This window comes from Streptomyces sp. NPDC002785 (assembly GCF_040295565.1).
GTDB lineage: Bacteria > Actinomycetota > Actinomycetes > Streptomycetales > Streptomycetaceae > Streptomyces.
Map to the genome: position 1 here is coordinate 1 of NZ_JBEOVN010000177.1, position 14,961 is coordinate 14,961.

At 69.7% G+C, this 14,961-nt stretch carries 11 protein-coding genes and 6 pseudogenes; 5 read left to right on the plus strand and 12 right to left on the minus strand.

The genetic code is table 11. The features are described from left to right. Positions 1–85: 85 nt before the first annotated feature. Positions 86–244 (minus strand): annotated as a pseudogene (locus ABTZ94_RS29650) (IS200/IS605 family transposase); the annotation flags it as partial. 80 nt (positions 245–324) lie between these two features. On the opposite strand from ABTZ94_RS29650, the pseudogene ABTZ94_RS29655 reads away from it, so the two are divergent. Continuing rightward, positions 325–462: pseudogene (locus tag ABTZ94_RS29655) on the plus strand (IS701 family transposase); the annotation flags it as partial. A gap of 160 nt (positions 463–622) precedes the next feature. Here ABTZ94_RS29655 and ABTZ94_RS29660 read toward each other — a convergent pair. The 3 genes and pseudogenes from ABTZ94_RS29660 to ABTZ94_RS38025 all read right to left on the minus strand — a co-directional run. Continuing rightward, complete coding sequence (locus ABTZ94_RS29660) at positions 623–1,012, minus strand: DUF5133 domain-containing protein (protein WP_351205229.1); 390 nt, start codon at positions 1,010–1,012, stop codon at positions 623–625. 314 nt (positions 1,013–1,326) lie between these two features. Continuing rightward, complete coding sequence (locus ABTZ94_RS29665; RefSeq protein WP_351205230.1) at positions 1,327–1,500, minus strand: CsbD family protein; 174 nt, start codon at positions 1,498–1,500, stop codon at positions 1,327–1,329. 246 nt (positions 1,501–1,746) lie between these two features. After that, positions 1,747–1,881: pseudogene (locus ABTZ94_RS38025) on the minus strand (IS5/IS1182 family transposase); the annotation flags it as partial. A gap of 353 nt (positions 1,882–2,234) precedes the next feature. On the opposite strand from ABTZ94_RS38025, the gene ABTZ94_RS29670 reads away from it, so the two are divergent. Further along, positions 2,235–3,401, plus strand: coding sequence for an exonuclease SbcCD subunit D (locus tag ABTZ94_RS29670; RefSeq protein WP_351205232.1), 1,167 nt, complete (start codon positions 2,235–2,237; stop codon positions 3,399–3,401). Continuing rightward, entirely contained in the window at positions 3,398–6,589 is a 3,192-nt protein-coding gene (locus tag ABTZ94_RS29675; RefSeq protein WP_351205233.1) for an AAA family ATPase, read from the plus strand. The genes ABTZ94_RS29670 and ABTZ94_RS29675 overlap by 4 nt, the downstream gene beginning before the upstream one ends. Positions 6,590–6,620: 31 nt before the next feature. Here the strand turns inward: ABTZ94_RS29675 and ABTZ94_RS29680 are convergent, their stop codons facing one another. Further along, positions 6,621–7,625 carry a MerR family transcriptional regulator gene (locus ABTZ94_RS29680; protein ID WP_351205234.1) on the minus strand — a complete coding sequence of 335 codons (1,005 nt, stop codon included), beginning with the start codon at positions 7,623–7,625 and terminating at the stop codon, positions 6,621–6,623. A 6-nt stretch (positions 7,626–7,631) separates the two neighbouring features. Next, positions 7,632–8,300 (minus strand): HEAT repeat domain-containing protein, encoded by a 669-nt coding sequence (locus ABTZ94_RS29685; protein ID WP_351205235.1) that lies wholly within the window; start codon positions 8,298–8,300, stop codon positions 7,632–7,634. A 314-nt stretch (positions 8,301–8,614) separates the two neighbouring features. Here ABTZ94_RS29685 and ABTZ94_RS29690 point away from each other — a divergent pair. Then, positions 8,615–8,812, plus strand: a pseudogene (locus tag ABTZ94_RS29690) (rhodanese-like domain-containing protein); the annotation flags it as partial. A 100-nt stretch (positions 8,813–8,912) separates the two neighbouring features. Here ABTZ94_RS29690 and ABTZ94_RS29695 read toward each other — a convergent pair. Both ABTZ94_RS29695 and ABTZ94_RS29700 read right to left on the minus strand, forming a co-directional pair. Next, positions 8,913–10,598, minus strand: a complete 1,686-nt coding sequence (locus tag ABTZ94_RS29695; RefSeq protein WP_351205236.1) for a DUF885 domain-containing protein — start codon at positions 10,596–10,598, stop codon at positions 8,913–8,915. A gap of 48 nt (positions 10,599–10,646) precedes the next feature. Continuing rightward, positions 10,647–11,144, minus strand: coding sequence for an Lrp/AsnC family transcriptional regulator (locus tag ABTZ94_RS29700; RefSeq protein WP_351205238.1), 498 nt, complete (start codon positions 11,142–11,144; stop codon positions 10,647–10,649). A gap of 59 nt (positions 11,145–11,203) precedes the next feature. Here ABTZ94_RS29700 and ABTZ94_RS29705 point away from each other — a divergent pair, with 59 nt between their 5' ends. Continuing rightward, the gene (locus tag ABTZ94_RS29705) at positions 11,204–12,490 is read left to right on the plus strand and encodes a trans-sulfuration enzyme family protein (protein WP_351205240.1); all 1,287 of its coding nucleotides are present in this window, start codon (positions 11,204–11,206) and stop codon (positions 12,488–12,490) included. Here ABTZ94_RS29705 and ABTZ94_RS29710 read toward each other — a convergent pair. From ABTZ94_RS29710 to ABTZ94_RS38030, 4 genes and pseudogenes are all read right to left on the minus strand, one after another. Further along, positions 12,426–12,881: pseudogene (locus ABTZ94_RS29710) on the minus strand (GNAT family N-acetyltransferase); the annotation flags it as partial. The gene ABTZ94_RS29705 and the pseudogene ABTZ94_RS29710 sit on opposite strands and share 65 nt — an antisense overlap. Before the next feature lie 25 nt (positions 12,882–12,906). Beyond that, positions 12,907–14,487 (minus strand): alkaline phosphatase D family protein, encoded by a 1,581-nt coding sequence (locus ABTZ94_RS29715; protein WP_351205242.1) that lies wholly within the window; start codon positions 14,485–14,487, stop codon positions 12,907–12,909. Between the two features lie 73 nt (positions 14,488–14,560). Beyond that, a complete protein-coding gene (locus ABTZ94_RS29720) occupies positions 14,561–14,809 on the minus strand; it encodes a hypothetical protein (RefSeq protein ID WP_351205244.1) in 249 nt (82 codons plus the stop codon). Positions 14,810–14,867: 58 nt separating this feature from the next. Next, a pseudogene (locus ABTZ94_RS38030) lies at positions 14,868–14,961 on the minus strand (IS200/IS605 family transposase); the annotation flags it as partial.

The following is a 14,961-nucleotide window of genomic DNA, read 5'->3' on the forward strand; positions in this document are numbered from 1 at the left end:
CGCCTTCGGGCGGGGAGGGAATCCGATCCTGAACCCTGCGGCGCGGAGCGCCGCAGCATCGCTCCGGAATGCTGCCCTGCCCTGCTCAGGCGGGGTGCTTCTGGTTCTCGATGTAGTCCTTGACTACTTGGAGTGGTGCGCCGCCGCAGGATCCGGCGAAGTAGGAGCCGGACCAGAAGCGGCCGTGCATGGTGGCCCGGTTCACGTGGCCGGTGAACTCGGCGCGCAGGTAGCGCGAGGAGACGCCCAGCGCGCCGTGGAGGCCGGGATCCCGTTCGGCTGGGTGACTGCCGATGCCGTCTACGGCCAGACAAGCCGAATCTCTACCAAGTCCGCGGCTATACCGCGTGGTACCGGCACATAACTCTCTCCATGGCTGCTCTCGCCTTCCTCGCTATCCTGCGGGCGGAGGCAAAAAAGGGGATCCCGAAACCGGAAGCGATCAATCCCTCATACCCGTGACCATGAACGAGGCCCGGCGTCTTTTCAACCGCATCTCCTCTCCCCTCCACCACGGCACCCAGCACGTACTCGCCTGGTCCCTATGGCGAAGAAAGAGCCAAGCCCGAGCCCGCATCAGCCACTACAAACGCAGAGGACATCACGGAGTGTCGTTGCAGTACTAGCACCATGGAACACTCCGTGCCGTGCCCTTGGCTTTGAGACATGAGCTGTCCGACTCCGGGGAACCCGGGTCGCGTGACGAGGCCGCTCGCCTCGGGCCAGAGGACTCAAGAGACGGTCTTCCGCCGTCCCGCGACGCCACATCGGCAGCCGGCATCATCGATCGGGGCCACCCGAGGTAGGTCTCGGCTTCGGCAATCGCATCGCGGGTGGTGCGCTGCCCCATCAGCACACACAACGTGTACGCGACATCCTCGAGGTGTCGGCGGCTGGGCTGATCGTGCGGCTCTGCCAGAACGACGACCTCCCACGCGCGATAGCGCCGCAGCAGCGAATCGACCAGGGACTTGTCCGGGAGCAACATCGTGGCTCCTTCTCCCGCCCCCATGTGCCGGTCGGTCTTGGGCTGGGTGGCGGCGCACGCCCCTGGGGGTCGACGGCACCACTCGGCCCAAGTAGGTGGCCCCGAGCTGATGCGGCGATGCTTTCCTCAACGGAAGGCAGGCTGAAAACCGGGTGGGGCAATCAGCCTCGGCGGCCCAGCGTTGCCATCGCCGGGGACGCGCACCCGCCGAACGTCAGCGAATTTCACCGCAACGAATCCTGACGCCTGGTGCCGGCCGCGCGGCCGGCACCAGGCCGCGCCCCGGCGGCTGTGAAGCCCGGATGCGATCGCCCCGGGTGCGCGGCCCCATGCAGGTCCTACCGTCCGGACTTCTTCAGCCGCTCAGCCGCCTTTGCCGCGGTCTCCTGGGCTTTGCCCGTCAGCTTCTCGCCGCGGCCCTCTGCCTGCATGTCCTTGTCGTCCATGGCACCGCCGGCGGTTTCCTTCAGCTTGCCCTTGACCTGCTTTGCCTTTGCCTTTGCCTTACCCATGACGATTCTGCCCTTCACTGTCGGGGGGCTGACCTATCCACCTTGCGTCGATCACTCTGAGGCCGCAATCGGTGAGGTGTCGCGGAGCGATCCGCCTGCCCGGTTGCTCTCGAAGTTCGAGGCGGGAGACGGCGTCGGAGTGGGAGTGTCGGCCGTGCCTGGCCTCGGCGCGGAGTGCGGACAGTGCTCCCTCCGGGGCCTCTTGCCGATCGTTGGCCGTGCGTGGTGTTGCGGAGGGCGATGTAGGTGTGATCCGGGCCATACCCCGGCCTCGGCCCAGTCCCGCAGACGCGGCCAGGCCGTCACCCCACTGCAGCCGACCCGCCCTGGGGGGAAAGTCCCGCCAGCGGCAAGCACAAAAAGCGCGGCACGAACGTCCAGGTCCTCGCCGGGCCGATTACGCTCGGTTCATCGACCCGCGGGTGGGGTTTCACCTGAGAACCGGAGGATGCCCCGGCCTTCAGGCCGGGGAGGAATCCGGCTTCCCGCGCAGCGGGGCAGGGGCGGCCGGATCGTCGTCAGGGCGATCCGCGCTGGTCGGGCCACTCGACGATCCGGATCACCGCTGACATCCGTGGTCATCTCACCCCGGACGCCGGTGGAAAACCGAGGTCCGTGATGGATCAGGTGCTGACCGGCGCTAGCGTAGTTGGTGATGGTGGTGGGGCCGGTGCCTGGGTCGGTGCTGATTCCGGGAGCGGAGTGAGGGGAAACGTGCAGGTCGGAGCGTCACATTGAGGATTCTGCACACATCGGACTGGCACCTGGGGCGGTCGTTCCACCGGGTCTCCCTGCACGAAGCCCAGGCCGCGTATCTGGACCACCTGGTGGCCACGGTGCGCGAGCGCGAGGTCGACGTGGTCCTTGTCGCGGGTGATGTGTACGACAGGGCCGTCCCGCCGCTGTCCGCGGTCGAGCTCTTCGACGACGCACTGCACCGGCTCGCCGCCGCCGGTGTGCCCACCGTGATGATCTCCGGGAACCATGACTCCGCACGCAGGCTGGGCGTCGGCGCAGGCCTGATCGGGCGGGCCGGAATCCATCTGCGTACCGACCCCGCCCACTGCGCCGCCCCCGTCGTCCTGCGCGACGCGCACGGCGACGTGGCGTTCTACGGACTGCCTTACCTGGAACCGGCCCTGGTGAAGGACGTCTTCAAGGCGGAGCGCGCCGGGCACGAGGCAGTGCTGACCGCAGCCATGGACCGGGTCCGCACCGACCTTGCGAGCCGCCCGGACACCACCCGGTCCGTGGTGCTCGCCCACGCCTTCGTCGCGGGCGGTGAGCCCAGCGACAGCGAGCGCGACATCACTGTCGGCGGGGTGGCCGCCGTACCCGCCGGAGTCTTCGACGGCGTCGACTACGTGGCGCTCGGGCATCTGCACGGCTGCCAGACCGTCACCGACCGGGTCCGCTACTCGGGCTCGCCGCTCGCGTACTCCTTCTCCGAGGCCGCCCACCGCAAGACGATGTGGCTGATCGACCTCGACGCCTCGGGAACGATCGCCGCCGGGCGTATCGACTGCCCGGTGCCCCGTCCGCTCGCCAGACTCCGCGGCCGCCTCGACACCCTCCTTGACGACCCCGCGCTGGAGCAGCACCGGGAATCCTGGGTGGAGGCCACCCTCACCGACCCGGTGCGTCCGGTCGAGCCCATGGCCCGCCTCGTCGAGTGGTTCCCGCACACACTCAGTCTCGTATTCGAACCCGACCGGGCCCCCGACGACCCGCTCGCTTCGTACGCACAGCGCCTCAAGGGGCGCGACGACCAGCAGATCGCGGAGGACTTCGTGGCACATGTGCGAGGCGGGTCCGCAGCGGACGAGCAGGAGCGAACGGTGCTGCGCGGCGCCTTCGACCACGTACGGGTGGACGACAGTGTGCACGAGGTGAACCGTTGAGACTCCACAGGCTCGGCCTCACCGCCTTCGGGCCGTTCGGCGCCACCCAGGACATCGACTTCGACGCCCTCTCCTCGGCCGGACTCTTTCTGCTGCACGGGCCGACCGGCGCCGGGAAGACCTCGGTCCTCGATGCCGTCTGCTACGGCCTGTACGGCGCGGTGCCCGGCGCCCGCCAGAGCCCCGGCACCTCGCTGCGCAGCGACCACGCCCCGGCAGACCTACCGACCGAGGTCAAGCTGGAACTGACCGTCGGCGGGCGGCGCCTCGAAGTCACCCGGCGCCCCGCACAGCCCCGCCCCAAGAAGAAGGGCAACGGCTTCACGACGGAGAAGGCCCAGAGCTGGCTGCGCGAGTACGACCCCGACGACGGCTGGCAGCCGCTGAGCCGCTCGCACCAGGAGATCGGCGAGGAAATCACCCGGCTCATCGGGATGAGCCGGGACCAGTTCTGCCAGGTGGTGCTCCTGCCGCAGGGCGACTTCGCACGATTCCTGCGCGCCGATGCCGAGGCGCGCGGCAAGCTGCTCGGCAGGCTCTTCGACACCCGCCGGTTCGCCGCAGTCGAGGAGCGCCTGGCCGAGCTGCGCCGTGCCGCCGAAACACAGGTCAGGTCCGGGGACGAACGCATCCTCGCGGTCGCCCAGCGGATCGCCCAGGCCGCCGGACCGGCCGCGCGTGAATCGCCGCTGCCCGACATCCAGCCCGGCGAACCGGGGCTCGCCGACGGTGTGCTGGAGTGGGCCGCGACGGCCCGCAGCAGCGCCCGGGAACGGCTCGGCATCGCCGAGTCCGTACTGGCCATGGCCGAAGGCCGGCAGTCGGCCGCACGCCTTGCCCTCGACCGCGAGCGCGAACTCGCCGGGCTGCAGCAGCGTTACGAGGAGACGCAGCGTCGTGCCACCGCGATCGAAGCCGGCCGCCCCGACCACGACCGATACCACGAACAGCTCGCGCGGGCCCGCAAGGCGGACCTCGTCGCCCCCGCGCTGGAGTTGCGGGACGATGCCGAGCGTGCGTACCGCACGGCTCGCGAGGCCCGTGACCGCGCCCGTGCACAGCTGCCCGACAGCTTGGCCGACGCCGGTGCCGAACAACTGGCGGAACTGGACCGAAGGCTGCGGCAGGAGCTCGGCGGGCTCGACGCCGCGAAGCGCGCCGAGCGGCGCAGCGCGGAGATCGACGCCGAGCGGGCCGGACTGGAACGCCAGGCCCGAGCCGACGACGAGCTGATCCACGAGGCGAAGGGCTGGCTGGCCGGCTGGGAATCGACGCGCCACGCCCTGCGGGCACGCATCGAGGAGGCCCAGGAGGCCGCCACTCGCGCCGAACAGCTCGCGGGCCGGCTGGAGCCGGCCCGCGCACGGCTGGAAGCGGCCCGCCGCCGCGACGCGCTGGCCATCCAGGCGTCGGCCGCCGCCGAGCGGCTGGCCGCGGCCCGTGAGCACGCCTCAGGCGCCCATGAGTCGTGGCTGGAGCTTCGCGAACGACGACTGCGAGACATCGCCGCGGAGCTGGCCGCGGAGCTGGTGGACGGCGAGGACTGCAAGGTATGCGGCTCGGCCGACCACCCCAAGCCCGCCCACGCGGCCGACGGGCATGTCGACCGGGCCACCGAGGAGAGGGCTCTCGACGCGTACCGGCGGGCCGAGGAGGCGCGCACGGAGGCGGACCGGGAACTCGGGGTCGTACGCGAGAAACACATGGCGGCCCGTGCCGCCGCACAGTCGGCTGTGCCGCAGCCGAGAAGCGGCGCTGATGCCGCTGAGCCGGTTGTGTCCGGGGCGGTAGCGGGGGTTGTTGCCGCCGAGGCGGCTGCGCGGCAGTCGGCAGCCGGGACTGAGCTGGCTGCCACCGGTGCGGCCGGCTCCGAGCAACCCCTTACCGGTGCCGCCGCCGAGCGCGTCGCCGACCCCACCGTCGCCGAACTCGGCGCACTTTTCGACCGGTTGACACGCATGCATGCCGAGGCGCGCCGGACCGCCGCCGGTATGCATGCGGCGTGCGAGGCCCTCGCCGGCGCCGAGCGGGAACAGGCCGAGCGCCTTGAGAGCCGGCAGTTGGCCGAGCGCCGGGCCGCGGCCCGTACCTCGCTGCGGGAAGGTCTGGACCGTGAACAGGCCACGCTGGAAGCGGAGCTGGCGACCGCCCGCGGCGAGTCCGCCAGCGTTGCCGAGCACGCCGAGCTGCTGGAGCGCCGAGGCGGTCTGCTCGCCGCGGCAGCCGACGCGGTACGCGAGGAGGAGACGGCCGCACAGCGCCGCAAGGAGGCCGATGGCCGGCTCGCGGACGCCGCGTTCCGGGCCGGGTTCGACACCCCGCAGGCCGCAGCCGCGACCCTCCTCACCGATGCCGAACAGCGCGAACTCCAGCGCCTCGTCGACGCCTGGCAGTCCGAGGCGGCCGCCGTCGCCGACCGTCTCGCCGAGACCGCGACCCGGGCAGCCGCCCAAGGCCGACAGGCCGCGGTGGATGTCGCGCAGGCCGCGTACGACACCGCCGAGCGGCAGCTGCGGGATGCCTCTGTGGCACTGGCCACCGCACGCGAGCGCTGCGCCGAGCTGGGCCGGCTGTCGCGCGGCGCCGCGGACGAGGTACGCAGGCTCGGTCCGCTCCGCGAGGAGTACGACCGGGTGGCACGGCTGGCCGGGCTGACGGCCGGTACCTCCGCGGACAACGAACGCAAGATGCGGCTGGAGTCGTACGTGCTCGCCGCACGGCTGGAACAGGTCGCCGCAGCCGCCACCGCACGGCTGCAGCGCATGTCGTCCGGCCGCTACACGTTGGTCCACTCCGATGCCCGCACCGGAGGCCGCAGGTCGGGCCTCGGCCTGCATGTCGTCGACGCGTGGACCGGCCGCGAGCGCGATACGGCGACGCTCTCGGGCGGCGAGACGTTCTTCGCCTCGCTCGCCCTTGCACTCGGCCTCGCCGATGTCGTCACCGACGAGGCGGGCGGCGTACGGCTCGACACCCTCTTCATCGACGAAGGCTTCGGCAGCCTCGACGACCAGACCCTCGACGAGGTGCTCGACGTGCTGGACTCGCTGCGGGAGCGGGACCGCAGTGTCGGCATCGTCAGCCATGTCGCCGATCTGCGCCGCCGGATCCCCGCACAGCTCGAAGTGGTGAAGGAGCGGCACGGATCGGCGGTACGGCACCGCACCACGGGTGAGGTCGGCGGCTGATGGCGCGCCGGGGGAGCGGCGAGGAGATCCGTTATCGTGTGTTGCGTATCCCGAGAATGTATGCCGCAGTAAGCGCAACGGCACGGTCCTCGTCATGTGACAGATCTGCGAGGGCACGTGACGCTGTGATTCCCGGGATATCCGCGAGCGCCTGTGTCAGCCGTCGACGTGCAGACGATTCAACGGTGCCGTGGGCGAGGCAATCAGCGAGCCTGGTAGCGATCTGATCCGCCAACGCGGGACGACTCGCCAGCGCGCTCAGTGCATCGGCTGCATCGACGTCATTCGTCCCCTGGACGACCATATCGATGAGTGTCGGGACCGCGTCGGCTACTCCACGTGCCCCGAGCGCCAGAGCTGCATACCTGCGGACCACGATGTCGAGGTTCGCGAGGGCGTCCTGCAGGAGTGCGGTCGCCTCACCGTTCGGAATCTCAGCGATGGACTGGATGGCACGTTTCCGCACCTCGGCTGCTGGTGAGCCGAGGCCCTCCGCCAGCAGTGCCAATCCGCCATCGCCCGATTGCGCCAAAGCCCATCGAAGGGCTCCGGCGACGTTCGGGTCCGTCTCGTTCAGCGCTGCCTCGACCAGTGCTTCCACTGGTACCGGAACCTCTTCGACTGAGGACAAGGCCGCGCGCTGGCGCGTCCCAGCGCTCTTTGACCCCAACGCCTGGAGGAGTGCAACGATCTGGAGGACATCCTCCCAGCCGGCGGGTTCCGCGGCACCGATCCGACGGAGCCGCGTGAGCAGCTCCGTCTCACCGGCAATGCGTTCTCGTGTCTGGCGGATGAGGTCGTCGACGAGCTCCGAGGGCGTGAAGCCGGAATCATCGAGCGCGCCCCTGACTTCACGTAGCGACAGCCCCAATGACCGCAGGCTCTCGATATGGAAGATCCGCCGGATGTCCTCGCTTGAGTACTCTCGATAGCCGGCGTCGGTACGACCCGTTGGCCGCACCAGGCCGAGCGAGTCGTAATGCCTGAGCATGCGGGCGCTGACCCCGGACCGTCGTGCCACATCACCGATCAACACTGCCTATCACCCCTCCTGGCTGGTCCTGCCGAGGGCTACGACGCGCTTCGCCTCCTCGATCGCGAGCTCGAAACCGGCATCCGGGTCGCGCAACAGCCGTTCCGTGGCGATCGCGTGCGCACGCACGCGAGGGTCGAGATCCGTCATCGCAGCGCGCAGAGTTGGCAAAATCACCTCACCGAGCGCGATCAGCGCCCGGCTGAGGCTCAGCTGCGTCTCTCGTTCGCCGCGCCCGAACTGTGTCGACAATACTGCGGCCAACTCGGGCTCTTCACCTTCGGGCACGAGCACGACCGCTGCCCGCCAAGCGCTCCGTGCCACCTCATCGTCGGCGTCGGACAGAACCGCCCGTGTGATCGCCGGCCACGCTTGCCGATCTCCGATCTTGGACAGCGTGTGCAACGCCTGGCTTCGTGCCTGCGCACGCTCCGAACGGACTTCATTGAGGAGCTCTGGGACCGTCATTGACGCTGAGTGGCGGGTGAGTGCCCACGTAAGCATTTCGCGTACGTAGAATTCGGGTTCGATCGCGCATCGTTCGATGAGCTTGTCGATGAACCGCGGGTCAGGGGTCGTGCCGGCCGCTAGCGCTGCCCGCAGCCGCACTGACGAGCGGCTGTCCTCCAGTCCCTGGAGAGCTCGCATCGTATCCGTGTCCTGTTTCGGCATGGTCATCGGACCACCTCCTTGACACAGTGAAGACCTTGTCACTGTGTCAAGGTCAAGCGGGTTCACGCCGCGAGATTGCGCCGCATCTGTTCGATCTGCTGATGCAGCGCGGTCTTCCGGAGACTGGTCAGGGGGCGGCTGGTCAGCGGTTGCCGGGCGTCGGCGATGGCATTGCCGATCGTCGGGCGACGCGGGTGAATTCCTCGGCGAGGCGGGGCGGCATCCGCACTCCGGCCTTGAAGTCCTCGTACTGATCGAGGAAGTGCTCCGTGCGGGCCGGCTGCTGGTCGCTCTCGATCTCGCAGGGGAAGCCGGAGGCCTGTTGGGGCCCCGGATGCAACGACGGAACGCGTGCCGCGCCGGCCCTCGCGGAACTCGGCTACCAGGTCAAGGAGATGCTCGGCGGCTTCGAGCACCGGGTGCGTGAGGGCTTCGAGTTCGAGACCCGCGAGGGACGCGAGCGGCGCGGCGCCGACCCGCTCACCGCACCGTTCGCCTCCGACGTCTGCGGCTGCTGACCGGCCGGGCCGGACGAGTGCCCCCTCCCGGCCGCTCCCGCCGGGGCGTTCCACCGGAAGTGCCGAAAGCCGGAGGGGAGGGAAGGGGGCGAGAGGCGGGTCAGAGCTTGGACAGCTCGTCCACGAGATCGTCGAGTCCGAGCGGCCCCTGCGACAGGGCAGCCATGTGCCAGGCCTTGGCATCGAACGCGTCACCATGTGCCTTGCGGGCGTTCTCCCGGCCGAGCAGCCAGGCGCGTTCGCCCAGCTTGTAGCCAATGGCCTGCCCCGGCAACGAGAGATAGCGGGTGAGTTCGCTCTCCACGAAGTCGGCCGGACGGCCGCTGTGGTTGCCGAAGAACTCCTGGGCCAGCTCAGGGGTCCACCGCTCGCCGGGGTGGAACGGGGAGTCCGCGGGGATCTCCATCTCCGCGTGCATGCCGATGTCCACGATCACCCGGCAGGCCCGCATCATCTGCGCGTCCAGATAGCCGAGGCGGCGCTCGGCGTCCGGCAGGAAGCCCAGCTCGTCCATGAGCCGCTCCGCGTACAGTGCCCAGCCTTCGGCATTGGCACTGACACCGCCGATCGACGCCTGGTAGCGGGAGAGACTGTCGGCGACATGCGTCCACTGGGCGATCTGCAGGTGGTGGCCCGGCACACCCTCGTGATACCAGGTGGAGACCAGGTCGTACACCGGGAATCGGGTCTCGCCCATGGTGGGCAGCCAGGTGCGGCCGGGGCGTGAGAAGTCCTCGGAAGGGCCCGTGTAATACGGGGCCGCGGCGCCGCCGGGCGGGGCAATGCGGGACTCCACCTTCCGTACCCGTTCGGCGAGTTCGAAGTGCGTACCGTCGAGCGCCTCGATCGCCTCGTCCATCAGACTCTGCAGCCAGGCCTGAACCTCGTCGACCCCCTCGATGTGCTTTCCGTGTACATCGAGATGGGCCAGCGCCTCCCAGGGACCTGCGCCGGGCAGGACCTTCTCGGCCTCGGTCTTCATTTCGGCGAGCAGCCGGTGGTACTCGGACCAGCCGTACGCGTACGCCTCGTCGAGATCCAGATCGGTGCCGTTGAAGTAGCGCGACCAGCGCGCGTACCGCTCACGGCCCACAGTGTCCGGCGCGCCCTCGACCGCCGGGGCGTACACATCGCGCATCCAGTCGCGCAGCGCCACGACCGACTCCGTGGCACGGCGGGCGCCGTCGTCCAGATCGGTACGCAGCGATGCCGGGCCGGCGGCCGCGAAGTCCTGGAAGAAACCCGTACCGCCGTCGCCGGCCCACTCGTCGAGCTGGTCGATGAAAGTGGCCGTGGCGCGCGGACCGCCGAACAGCTTGCGCTCCAGGCCGAGCGCGAGCGATTTGCGGTATCCCTCCAGCGCGGCGGGAACCGCTCGCAGCCTGTCCACGACCGCCGCCCAGTCCTCGTCGGTCTCGGTCGGCGTCACCGTGAACACCTCACGGATGCTGTGCGCCGGGGAGACGAGGTTGGAGACCGTGCGCAGCCCCTCATCGGCCTCATGCACGGCGAGTTCCGCGGTGAGGCGCTCGCGCAGCAGACGGCCGCAGCGGCGCTCGGCATCGCTGTCCGCGCCGGGCAACTGTTCGGCGGCATCGAGCTTCGCCAGGGTGGTGCGGGCGAGCTCGGCAAGAGCTTCCTGCCCCGCGGGGGAGAAATCGGGAAGGCGGCGCGAGCTCTCCGCGACACCCAGATAGGTACCGGCGATCGGGTCGAGTTCGATGAATGCGTCGACGTAGGCGTCGGCGACCTGACGGGGCAGCGCGCTGCTGGGAATGTCTGACATACGGACATCCTCGTACGGCGGGGGCCTCCGCGTCATCATTCTTCGGTCTCAGTGGCCTTTCCCGGCCGGTCCTGCGGACGGCGGCAGCATCGGTCCGCACTCCCACTGCTGGAATATCAGCCGGGTCTCGACCCGGGCTACTTCGCGGCGCGAGGTGAATTCGTCCAGTACGAGGCGTTGCAGATCCGCGGTGTCGGTGACCGCGACATGGACCAGATAGTCGTCGGGCCCGGTCAGATGGAAGAGCGCGCGAGACTCGGGCAGTGTCCTGATGCGTTCGACGAACGGACCGATGAGTTCTCTGCGGTGCGGACGGACCTGTACGGAGAGCAGCGCCTCCAGGCCGCGGCCGAGCTTCGCCGGGTCCAGACGCAGTTGATGGCCGAGAATGACGCCGGAGCGGCGCAGCCTGGTCACCCGGTCAAGACAGGTCGACGGTGCGACCCCGACCTCGGCGGCCAGCTCGCGGTAGGTGGTCCGGGCATCGTTTTGCAGCAGCCGCAGAATGTGCAGGTCCACCGGGTCGAGAACGACTGAATCAGCCATCTGCCGAACGTAGCACGGGGCTTTCGGATGAAGACCCGGTGCTTGTTCAGAGTGGTGTCATGGACACCGAATCCTTGATGGCGCCCTCGACGACAACCCGCTCCAGGGCACTGGCCACCGAAGCCGTGCACGCGGGCCGCGACGATCTCGCGGCCCTGGGTCTGCACGCCCCGCCGATCGATCTGTCCACCACCTACCCCTCGTACGACTCCAGGGGCGAGGCCGAGCGGATCGACACCTTCGCCGCCACCGGCGCCAGGATCGAAGGACCGCCCGTCTACGCCCGGCTGGACAACCCGACGACGGCCCGCTTCGAGACCGCCCTCGCCCGGCTCGAAGGAACGGAGAGTGCCGTGTCGTTCGCCAGCGGAATGGCGGCGCTCACCGCCGTCCTGCTGGTCCGGGCGAGCATGGGGCTGCGCCATGTGGTCGCCGTCCGTCCGCTCTACGGCTGCAGCGATCACCTTCTCGGCGCCGGTCTGCTGGGCACCGAAGTGACCTGGACCGACCCGGCGGGCATCGCGGAGGCGATCCGTCCCGACACCGGTCTGGTGATGGTGGAGACGCCCGCCAACCCGACGCTTGCCGAGGTCGACATCCGCGCGATCGCTCACTCCTGCGGTTCTGTGCCGCTGCTCGTCGACAACACCTTCGCCACACCCGTACTCCAGCGACCCGTCGAGCACGGCGCACGGATCGTGCTGCACAGCGCCACCAAGTACCTCGGTGGGCACGGCGATGTGATGGGCGGGGTCGTTGCCTGCGACGAGGAGTTCGCGGCCCGACTGAGGCAGGTGCGCTTCACCACCGGCGGGGTGCTGCACCCGATGGCGGGGTATCTGCTGCTCCGCGGCCTCGCCACGCTCCCGGTCCGCGTACGGGCGGCCTCCGCGAGCGCCGCCGAATTGTCCCGCAGGCTGACGGCCGATCCGCGTATCGCCCGGGTTCACTACCCGAAGCTGGGTGGGGCGATGGTCTCGTTCGAGGTGTATGGGGATCCGCACCTGGTGATTTCGGCCGTACGGCTCATCACACCCGCGGTCAGTCTCGGCAGTGTGGACACCCTGATTCAGCATCCGGCCTCCATCAGCCACCGCATTGTGGATGAGGGAGACCGGCAGGCGTCCGGTGTCGGGGACCGGCTGCTGAGGATGTCGGTCGGCCTGGAGGATGTCGAGGACCTGTGGGCCGATCTGTGCCAGGCGCTGAGCTCACAGGAGGCCGGCCGGCAGGAAGTCCCCCGGCATGAGCCACTGCGTCCGGAAGTTCTCCGTCAGGAGGTCAGCGACCGGCCTGCTCGTACGGCGGCAGCGAACGAACCGGAGCCGCGTCCAGCCGTGCGGTGATGACCGGCGTGCCCTCCTCGATCTGGCAGTCCAGCGGCAGTCAGAGCGCACGCATGGCCGCGACCATGCCGGTGTTGGACGCCTGGGTGACGGCGCAGACGCTCTCGCAGCCTGCCTCGATGGCGAGCGTCACCAGGCGGCCCAGAAGCTCGGCGCCGATCCCGCGGCGCTGCCATTCGCCCTCGACGAGGAGGGCGACCTCGGTCTCGTCGCCGTCCCGGAGAGGCGATCAGCCGGCCCGCGGCCATCTGCACGGCAGGGTGCGGCCGAAGCGAGGGCTCAACAGGCGGTCCAGGTAGCGGTCGGCGTCACGGACCGGGCCGTGGTACCGCAGCCACAGCGTCTGCTTCGAGCAGCGGTCGCGCATGGCGCGGGCCGCTTCGACGTCGGCCTGGGCCGACGCTCAGCGCGCCGGTTCATTGTCCGACGCGACCCGGCTGCAACACCTTGCTGAACAGCACAGAACCGCCCTGCGCCCGCAGCCGTACGGTCAACTCACCACTGTCGCCGTCGATGTCAACCTCGCCGAAGTACTGCGCAGACTCCATCGGCGACACGTTCGCGCGGTCGGGTGCCCGCACGAAGACCCGGTCGGGACCGAACGTTGCATCGAGTGCATTGGCCGGGAACTGACCGGCCGCCAGAGGTCCGGACACGAACTCCCAGAATGGTGCGAAGTCCTTGAACGCTGCGCGCTCGGGCTCGTAGTGCTGCGCCGATGTGTAGTGCACATCGGCCGTCAGCCAGACCGTGCCGGTGATCCGCCGGTGCTTGATGTACCGGAGCAGTTCCGCGATCTGGAGCTCACGACCGAGCGGGGCCCCGGGATCGCCCTGGGCGACCGCTTCGTAGTCCGTGGCACCGTCGGCGACCACCAGTCCCAGCGGCATGTCCGCGGCGATCACCTTCCACACCGCGCGGGACCGGGACAGCTCGTGCTTGAGCCAACGGAGCTGCTCGGCGCCGAGGATGCCGGTGGTGTCGTCGGGCTGCCGGCCGGGGGAGTTGGCGTTGCGGAAGGACCGCATGTCGAGGACGAACACATCGAGCAGTGGACCGTGCCGCACCACGCGGTGCATCCGGCCCTCGCCGGACGAGGCGTGCAGCGTGGACACCGGGAAGTACTCGCGGAACGCCCGCGTCGAACGACCCGCCAGTACATCGACGTCCTTCTCGGTGTAGCGGGGGTCGTCGAGGATCTGACCGGGGTACCAGTTGTTGCGCACCTCGTGGTCGTCCCACTGAACGATCGAGGGCACCTGCGCGTTGAACTCGCGGAGGTTGTGATCGAGCAGGTTGTAGCGGAAGTTCCCGCGGTACTCGGCAAGGGTCTCGGCGACCTTCGCCTTCTCCTGGGTGGTGACATTGCGCCAGACACGCCCGTCGGGCAGGGGCACGCTCGGCTCGATCACTCCGTCCGCGTAGATGTTGTCGCCGCTGCAGAGAAAGAAGTCCGGGTCGAGGCGGCGCATTTCGTCGTACACCACATAACCGCCGATGTCCGGGTTGATGCCCCAGCCCTGGCCCGCGATGTCGCCGGACCACAGAAAGCGCACCCCGTCCCGCCGCCGGGCGGGCGCGGTCCGGAAGGTTCCGTACACCGGCTCGCCGGTGCGGCGGGGGTCTTCGGGGCCGGCGAGCGTCACCCGGTAGTGCACCTGCTCACCCGGCGGCAGCCCGTACAGCGGCGTCGTCCCGGTGAAGTCCGTGCTGGAACCGACCAGCGGACCGTGCCATGTGCGGGCCCGCCGGAAGGACTCCGTAGCCGATGTCTCGACGATCATCCGGGCTGGGCGGTCCGACCGTACCCAGACCAGCGCGGACGACGCGGTGACGTCTCCCACCTGCACGCCCCATGCCGCGCGCGGCCGGCCGGACAGTGCGAAGGCGGGGGCTGCGGCGCCCACCACGGGGAGCGTGAGCGCCGCCGACGCGGCGAGCGAACCGCGCAGCACACCGCGGCGGTCGAGGGATGGAACACGCGGACGGTACGACATCGAGGCGCCTCCGGGGCAGTGGTCAGCGGGACCGATCCCACCCTTGTGCCCGTCGGCGGCGCGCACACCAACCTCAGATGAACACCCGGCCCCGGCCTTCACCGATGTCCGGCCCGTTCGTGTCCCGCTGAGCCGCTGCCAGCAACCACACACTCTGCGCGATGTTCCGGGGAGCCAGATGTGCGTAGCCGAGAACCGGGCTCACCGTTCGGTCCGTGGAGGGCACGGTGCCGAAGTCGCCCAGTGGCCGCAGGGCCACTCCGACACCGTCCGCGCGCGCACCGCACCGCTCGTCGGCACCGGCTCGTACGGGTTCCCGCAAGCCGGCGGCAGCCTTCTGGTCTGGCTGGGCGTGGCGCTCGGCTCGGGCGTCCTGCCTCCAATGGTGCTCCGCCGCAGGATGCCGAGAAGTACGAGGGCGACCACAGGTGCCCGTGCATGATGGCGCGGTTGATGTGGCCGGTGAACTCCTGG

Bases quoted from the DNA above. Each gene is read 5' to 3' on its own strand.
- ABTZ94_RS29685 (WP_351205235.1), bottom strand. From the start codon at position 8,300: ATGACCATGCCGAAACAGGACACGGATACGATGCGAGCTCTCCAGGGA.
- ABTZ94_RS29665 (WP_351205230.1), bottom strand. From the start codon at position 1,500: ATGGGTAAGGCAAAGGCAAAGGCAAAGCAGGTCAAGGGCAAGCTGAAG.
- ABTZ94_RS29700 (WP_351205238.1), bottom strand. From the start codon at position 11,144: ATGGCTGATTCAGTCGTTCTCGACCCGGTGGACCTGCACATTCTGCGG.
- ABTZ94_RS29695 (WP_351205236.1), bottom strand. From the start codon at position 10,598: ATGTCAGACATTCCCAGCAGCGCGCTGCCCCGTCAGGTCGCCGACGCC.
- ABTZ94_RS29660 (WP_351205229.1), bottom strand. From the start codon at position 1,012: ATGGGGGCGGGAGAAGGAGCCACGATGTTGCTCCCGGACAAGTCCCTG.
- ABTZ94_RS29715 (WP_351205242.1), bottom strand. From the start codon at position 14,487: ATGTCGTACCGTCCGCGTGTTCCATCCCTCGACCGCCGCGGTGTGCTG.
- ABTZ94_RS29705 (WP_351205240.1), top strand. From the start codon at position 11,204: ATGGACACCGAATCCTTGATGGCGCCCTCGACGACAACCCGCTCCAGG.